The organism is Gordonibacter pamelaeae 7-10-1-b, from assembly GCF_000210055.1.
GTDB lineage: Bacteria > Actinomycetota > Coriobacteriia > Coriobacteriales > Eggerthellaceae > Gordonibacter > Gordonibacter pamelaeae.
This window is the reverse complement of sequence record NC_021021.1, coordinates 2,959,561-2,966,773: the sequence shown is the minus strand read 5'-3', so window position 1 is coordinate 2,966,773 and position 7,213 is coordinate 2,959,561. Positions and strand designations below refer to the sequence as shown.

At 65.7% G+C, this 7,213-nt stretch carries 6 protein-coding genes; all 6 read right to left on the bottom strand.

What is annotated here, in order from left to right; all coding sequences use genetic code 11:
• On the bottom strand, nt 1–866 hold an 866-nt coding region (locus GPA_RS13680), incomplete at its 3' end, for an insulinase family protein (RefSeq protein WP_041239676.1).
• A gap of 95 nt (nt 867–961) precedes the next feature.
• Nucleotides 962–2,032: an ABC transporter ATP-binding protein gene (locus GPA_RS13675; RefSeq protein WP_015540229.1), complete on the bottom strand. Its 1,071-nt coding sequence runs from the start codon at nt 2,030–2,032 to the stop codon at nt 962–964.
• Complete coding sequence (locus GPA_RS13670) at nt 2,029–3,156, bottom strand: ABC transporter ATP-binding protein (protein WP_015540228.1); 1,128 nt, start codon at nt 3,154–3,156, stop codon at nt 2,029–2,031. Before GPA_RS13670 ends, GPA_RS13675 begins: the two co-directional genes overlap by 4 nt.
• A 4-nt stretch (nt 3,157–3,160) precedes the next feature.
• Complete coding sequence (gene nikC / locus GPA_RS13665; RefSeq protein ID WP_154249212.1) at nt 3,161–4,090, bottom strand: nickel transporter permease; 930 nt, start codon at nt 4,088–4,090, stop codon at nt 3,161–3,163.
• Between the two features lie 5 nt (nt 4,091–4,095).
• Nucleotides 4,096–5,115, bottom strand: coding sequence for an ABC transporter permease (locus GPA_RS13660; RefSeq protein WP_015540227.1), 1,020 nt, complete (start codon nt 5,113–5,115; stop codon nt 4,096–4,098).
• 232 nt (nt 5,116–5,347) lie between these two features.
• Complete coding sequence (locus GPA_RS13655; protein WP_015540226.1) at nt 5,348–6,979, bottom strand: ABC transporter substrate-binding protein; 1,632 nt, start codon at nt 6,977–6,979, stop codon at nt 5,348–5,350.
• Nucleotides 6,980–7,213 lie beyond the last annotated feature (234 nt).

Genomic DNA, 7,213 nt, shown 5'->3' with positions numbered 1-7,213 from the left:
GGCTTGCCGGCCTCGGTGCGCGCGGCGGCGCGGGCGGCCTCCTCGTCGGCCACGGGGGAGAGGTACTCGCGGTCCAGGAACGCCAGCATCCGGTCAAGGTCCACGTTGCCGTACAGCGTGAGGTAGCTGTTGTCCAGCCGGTAGTGGCGCGCGTGCTCGTCCAGGAACTGCTCGTAGGTCAGATCGGGGATGGCGCGCGGCGTGCCGCCCGACTCGAAGCGGTAGGCCGTGTCGGGGAACAGCGCCGCCTGCAGCTCGTCGTAGAGCACGGAGTTCGCGTCGGAGAGCGCGCCCTTCATCTCGTTGTACACCACGCCGTTGAGCACGAGCTCCGCCTGGCCGTCCTCGGCCTCGGTCGCCGCCACGACGTCGCCCGCGATGGAGTCGCCCTCGTCGGCCTCGGCGTCGGCGGCCAGCTCGTAGTGCCAGCCCTCCTGCTCGAAGATGGCGCGCTTATGGTAGATGGCCGGGTGCAGCACCGCGTCCAGGTACACGTCCGCGAGGTTCAGCAGGTCCTGGTCGTTCGTGCTGGCCACGGGGTAGAGGGTCTTGTCGGGGAACGTCATGGCGTTCAGGAACGTCTGCATGGAGCTCTTCAGCAGGTCCACGAACGGCTCCTTGACGGGGAACTTGTCGGAGCCGCACAGCACCGAGTGCTCCAAGATGTGGAACACCCCCGTGTCGTCGGCGGGCGGCGTCTTGAACGCGATGGAAAACGCCTTGTTGGCGTCGTCGTTCGCCAGGTAGAGCAGCCGCGCGCCGCTCTTCCGGTGCGAGAGCACGTACGCCGTCCCGTCGATCTCGGGCAGCTCCTCGCGCGTGAGCACGGTGAACCCGTGCAGCTGGTCGTTGGGTGAGAGTTCCATGGGTGTTGGCTCGCTTTCCTCGGTGGCAGCGTTGCGTTTCCGCTCATTGTCGCACAAAAAAGGAGGCCCGGCAGGGCCTCCATACTATCGGTTGACTAGTCGATGACCGCCGTTCCCGGGCCGCCCTCGTCGTAGCGATGGCAGGCGCACTGGTGGTTCGGCTTCACCTCGACCAGAGGCGGCATGACCTCGTCGCAGCCCTCCACCTTCGCGAAGCAGCGGCCGGCGAAGCGGCAGCCGGGGGGCGGGTCGATGGGGCTCGGCACGTCGCCTTCCAGGATGATGCGGTCGCGCTTCGTGGCCGGGTCGACCGACGGGATGGCCGACAGCAGCGCCTGCGTGTAGGGCGACAGCGGGTCGGCGTAGAGCGACTTCTTGGGAGCGATCTCCATCATCTTGCCAAGGTACATGACGCCCACGCGGTCGGACACGTGCTTCACCACGTTCAGTCCGTGGGCGATGAACAGGTACGTGAGGCCGAACTGCTCCTTGAGCTCGTCCAGCAGGTTCAGCACCTGCGCCTGGATGGACACGTCGAGCGCCGACACCGGCTCGTCGCACACGATGAGCTTCGGGTTCACGGCGAGTGCCCGCGCGATGCCCACGCGCTGGCGCTGGCCGCCCGAGAACTCGTGGGGGTAGCGGTTGCGCATGTAGTTCGCCAGGCCCACGCACTCCAGAAGCTCGTTCACGCGGTCCTCCACCTTGTCCTTCGGCAGGATGTTGTTGGTGAGGATGGGCTCGGCGATGATGTCGCCGATGCGCATGCGCGGGTTGAGCGATGCGTAGGGGTCCTGGAAGATCAGCTGGATGTCCTTGCAGTACGCCTTGCGCTCCGCGGGCTTCATGGCCGTGAGGTCGTGCCCGTCGAAGACGATCTTGCCAGACGTGGGCTTCAGCAGGTTCACCAGCATCTTGCCCACGGTGGTCTTGCCGCAGCCCGACTCGCCCACGAGGCCGAACGCCTCGCCGCGGCGGATCTGGAAGCTCACGTCGTCCACGGCCTGCACGTGCGAGGTGGCCTTGCCGAAGAAGTTCGTCTCGGCGGCGAAGCGCTTCGTGAGGTGCTGGACGTCCAGCAGGATATCCTGACTCGGCGCGGACGTGCCGTCCGCGCCCGCTTGCGGCTGGGCGGCAGCGGCGCCCTTTCCGTTGCTCTCGCTCATCGGCCCGCCTCCTCGCTCTTCTCAAGTTCCTCTAGCTCTGCCTCGCGGATCTCCTCGCCGGCCAGCAGCGCCTCGGCCGTCTCCACGTTGCGCGCCGCCTCGGCATCGGCGTGCGCCTCGGCCTCGCCCTCGGCGATGGCGGCCGCGCTCTTCGCCTCGCCGTCCGCGTTCTCGTACAAGAAGCAGCGCACCTTGTGGCCGTCGATATCCACCAGGTTGGGGATCTTCTCGCGGCAGATGTCCATGCAGGAGTCGCACCGGTCGGAGAAGTGGCAGCCCGGCGGCATCTCCAGCGGGTTCGGCACCATGCCCTTGATCATGTACAGGCGCTTCGAGTCGTCGTCCTCCAGGCGGGGGATGGACTTCAAGAGGCCCAGCGTGTAGGGATGCATCGGGTGGTCGAACAGCGTGCGCACCTCGGCCTCCTCCACCACCTGGCCGCAGTACATGACCACCACGCGGTCGGCCGTCTCGGACACCACGCCCAGGTCGTGCGTGATCAAGAGCACCGCCATGCCCGTGTCGTCGCGCAGGCGGCGCAGCAAATCCAGGATCTGCGCCTGGATGGTCACGTCGAGGGCCGTGGTGGGCTCGTCGGCGATCAGGAGCTTCGGGTTGCACGACAGCGCCATGGCTATCATGACGCGCTGGCGCATGCCGCCCGACATCTGGTGCGGGTAGTCGTCGATGCGCTTCTCGGGGCTCGGGATGCCCACCTTGCGCAGCATGTCGATGGCGCGCTCGCGCGCCTCCTTCTTCGACACGTTCTCGTGCGTGCGGATGGCCTCCACGATCTGCTTGCCCACGCGGTATACCGGGTTGAGCGACGTCATGGGCTCCTGGAAGATCATGGCCATGTCGTTGCCGCGCAGCGCGCGGTAGTCGCGCTCGGACAGGTGCACGAGGTCCTTGCCCTCGAACTCCATGGAGCCGCCGGCCACGTGGCCCGGCTCGGCCAGAAGGCCCATGACCGAGAGGCTGGTCACGGACTTGCCGGAACCCGACTCGCCCACGATGGCCAGGATCTCGCCGGCATCCACGTCGAAGCTCACGTCCTCGACGGCCTTGACGATGCCCTTCTTGACGGGGAACTCCGTGGAGAGGTTCTTCACCGATAACAGCATGCGATCACCTCTTCCTTGCTTTGGGGTCCAGGCCGTCGCGGATGCCGTCGCCCAGCAGGTTGAACGCCAGCACGGTCAGCGTGATGGCCATGCCGGGGAAGATCATGAGCCACGGCGCGCGGAACAGCTCGTTGCGGCCGCGTCCCAGCATGTCGCCCCACTCGGCCGCCGGAGGCTGCACGCCCAGGCCCAAAAAGCCGAGCGCCGCCGCGTCCAGGATGGCGGTGGAGATGCCGAGCGTCGCGCGCACGATGATGGACGGCAGCACGTTCGGCAGCACGTGGCGGAAGATGATGGCGGCGTTGGAGTCGCCCACCACGCGCGCCGCGGCCACGTAGTCGTTCTCCTTGATGGAGAGGATCTCCGAGCGCACGATACGCGCGTACTCGGGGATGGACACCAAGCCGATGGCCACGACCGCCTTCTCGATGCCGGGCCCGAGGGCCGCCATGATGGCGATGGCCAGCAGGATGGAGGGGATGGCCAGCATCATGTCCATGATGCGCATGATGACGGTGTCCGCCTTGCCGCCCTTGTAGCCGGCGATGGAGCCCAGGAGCACGCCCACGGTGAGCGAGATGGCCACGGCGGCCAGGCCCACGGTCAGCGTGATCTGCGTTCCCACGAGCACGCGGCAGAAGATGTCGCGTCCCTGGATGTCGGTGCCGAACCAGTGCTGCGCCGAGGGCCCGAGCAAGGACTCGCTCAGGTTCTGCGCGTACGGGTCGTAGGGAAGCACGCTCGGCACGAACTTCGTGACCAGCGCGATGACGATGAGCAGCAGGATGAAGATCCCGCTCACCAGCGACGCCTTGTTCGACACGATGCCGGCGAACACGTCCTTCCAGATGCTCTCGCGCTTCTCCTTGGCCGGCTCGCCGTTCACGACGATCTCGCCGGCGGGCTCGGTTGCGAGCTTCTGCTTCTTCGCCATCGATATCACCCCTCTTCCTTCGCGCCGTACTTGATGCGGGGGTCAAGGTAGGCGTACACGATATCGACGACAAGGTTCATGATCACGAAGATGACCGCCACCAGAAGCACGATGCCCTGGACGACGGGGAAGTCGCTCTTCAGCACGCAGTCGACGGCGAACTTGCCGATACCCGGCCAGGCGAACACCGTCTCGGTGAGCAGCGCGCCGCCCAAGAGGCTGCCGAACTGCAGGCCGATGACCGTGGAGATGGGCAGCATGGCGTTGCGCAACGCGTGCTTGATGTTCACGGTGCCCTTCTTCAGGCCCTTGGCGCGCGCGGTGCGGATATAGTCCGCGTTCAGCGTCTCGAGCATGCTCGAGCGCGTCATGCGCGTGATGATGGCCATGGAGTACAGCGACAGCGCCACCGTGGGCAGGATGAGGTGGACGAGCACGTCGCCGAGCGCCGTCCAGTCGCCGCGCATGATGGTGTCGAGTATGAAGAAGCCCGTCCCCCCGGTGGGTTGGAGCAGGGGCGTCACGCGCCCGCTCGACGGCAGCACGTGCAGGATGCCGGCGAACAGCAAAATGAGCAGGATGCCCGACCAGAAGATGGGCATGGACACGCCCACGAGGGCCACCACCATGCTCACGTTGTCGGCCAGCTTGTTCTTCTTGACCGCCGCCAAGACGCCGAGGGCCACGCCCAGGAGCGACGCCACGATGATGGCGCAGATGGCGAGCTCGGCCGTGGCGGGGAAGCGCGCGGCGATCTCGGCCGTGACCGGCTGGTGCGTGTAGTAGGACGTTCCGAGGTCGCCTTGCACGGCGCCCACGATGAAGTTGACGTACTGCATCCAGATGGGATCGTCCAACCCGTTGTCCGCGCGCCACGTCGCCATCGCCTCGGGGGTTGCGTGCTCGCCCAGAACCACCGGAGCCGGGTCCGGGGCCAACACGCGCGTGATGAGGAAGATGATGATCGTAACACCCAGCAAAACGGGAATCACCATAAGGATTCTCTTGAGGATGTACTTGAGCATAAAGCCCCTTTCTTACCTGCCCTGCTCCGTTATCCGAACGAATACAGGAACGAAGCCGAAGACCCGTGGCCCCCGGCTTCGGGCACGCCAAACCGTCCTTGGCGTGCAGATCATCAGATCGTTTACGACCGGATGACAGTGTAGCGCAAGTGCGGCCCGCACGCGACGAGAATACGACGTGCGGGCCGCACAGGGAAAACCCGGCGCCCTCGCGGGCGCCGGGGAACAGCCTTTACGCTTCCTTCGAGACGCCCTTGAAGAACACGACTCCCGTCGGATGGTAGTAGAAGTCCTTGACCTTCGGGCTGTAGCCCAGCAGGTTCTTGGAGTGGGAGATGAGCACCCACGGCTGCTTCTCGGCAACCATTTCCTCGCACTGCAGGTAGATGGCGTCGCGCGCGTCGCCATCGGGGGTCTTCAGGCCCTCGGCGATGAGCGCCTTGTACTCGTCGTCCTGGAAGTGGGCCACGTTCATGGACCAGTTCGTGTCGGCGAGCAGGTTCATGAAGTTGTCCGGGTCGCCGTTGTCGCCCGTCCAGCCGTAGAAGCAGATGTCGTACGGGTCCGTCTGCACCTTGGTCTTGTAGGTGGTCCAGTCGTACTGCGTGATGCTCAGCTCCACGCCCACGGCGGACAGGTAGCCCTGGATCATGTTGGCCAGGTCGCTGCCGCCCTTCTGGTTGTAGGGGCGGGCGGTGGTGTAGGTGATGCACTGCAGCGACGTGATGCCCTTGTCGGCCAGCGTCTTCTTGGCGGCCTCGGGGTCGTAGGCCGTCTGCTTGACGTCCTTGGCGTAGGGGGCCATCCAGGTGGGCATGACCGAGTTCGCCACGGTGGCGTACTCGCCGTAGATGGACTTCACCATCTCCTCGACGTTGATGGCCTGGGCCACGGCCTTGCGGACCTCCTGGTCCGTGCACTTGCCGGTCTCGGTGTTGAACGCCATGTAGTTGATGGTCATGCCGTCCTCGGAGAACAGCTCGAAGCCGTTGTCGACGATCTGGTCGGCCGACGCGGGGTCGACGCTCGAGATGATGTCGCACTCGCCGTTGATGAGCGAGGTCAGGCGCGTGTTGCCCTCGGCGATGATCTTGAACACGAGGTTCTTCGTCTTGGGAGCCTCGCCCCAGTAGTCCTCGTTGGCCACGAGGGTCACGGAAGCGCCCTTCGTCCAGTCGACGAACTTGTAGGGGCCGGTGCCCACCGGGTTGGTGATGGCTTGGCCGTCGGTGGCCGCCTCGATGGCGCTCGGCGCCACGATGGGGGAGGCCAGGGCCATGGCGAGGTTCTTCACGAACGGGGCGGAAGCCGCGCGCATCGTGATCTTCACGGTGTAGTCGTCAACGGCCTCGACGGTCTCCACGCCGTTGCCCGCCTCTTCCTCGCCGAACACGAACGACGCGTAGGGCATGTCGGAGTTGCGGTTGGGCTCGAGCTGGCGCTCGATGGACTTCTTCACGGCCTCGGCGTTGAAGTCGGTGCCGTCGTGGAACTTGATGCCTTCGTTGAGCTTGATGGTGTACACCAGGCCGTCGTCGGAGATCTCGGGCAGGTCCTTGGCCAGGCAGGGCGACACCTTCGCGTCGGTCTTGCCGTACTGGTACAGGCCCTCGTACATGTTGCAGGACACCACGGCGGACTCGCCGTCGTCGAAGTACGCCGGGTCGACCGCGCGCGGGTCGGCCGTCAGGCTGTACGTGATGGTGTCGGCCGCGCCGCCGCCGGCGGGAGCGTCTGCGCCCTCATCCTTCTTGGCGTCGTCGCCACCGCCGCAGCCTGCCATGCTGACAAGGCCGAAGCCCGCCGCCGACACGCCGAGCAGCTCCATGAACTGACGCCTGCTGAACGCACTCTTGCTTTCCATAGGGGTATGTCTCCTTCCCTCAAACCCCGCTTCCGCGGGGCCCTCCTTCGAGCTTTCAGCTCGCGCGCGGCACGTCGCATCCTGCGTCGACCGTCGCGTATCCGTATACTTTATTACAATAAAGCGTAAGGAAACGCAACAAAACCGCCCAAAACGCGATATTAATCTGCCGAGCGCACCAATCGGCCCCCGAAAGGCGGCGGGAGGGAGGCGGGCGGCGGCCCGCGCTGCCAG

Bases quoted from the DNA above. Each gene is read 5' to 3' on its own strand.
- nikC (WP_154249212.1), bottom strand. From the start codon at position 4,090: ATGGCGAAGAAGCAGAAGCTCGCAACCGAGCCCGCCGGCGAGATCGTC.
- GPA_RS13670 (WP_015540228.1), bottom strand. From the start codon at position 3,156: ATGCTGTTATCGGTGAAGAACCTCTCCACGGAGTTCCCCGTCAAGAAG.
- GPA_RS13655 (WP_015540226.1), bottom strand. From the start codon at position 6,979: ATGGAAAGCAAGAGTGCGTTCAGCAGGCGTCAGTTCATGGAGCTGCTC.
- GPA_RS13675 (WP_015540229.1), bottom strand. From the start codon at position 2,032: ATGAGCGAGAGCAACGGAAAGGGCGCCGCTGCCGCCCAGCCGCAAGCG.
- GPA_RS13660 (WP_015540227.1), bottom strand. From the start codon at position 5,115: ATGCTCAAGTACATCCTCAAGAGAATCCTTATGGTGATTCCCGTTTTG.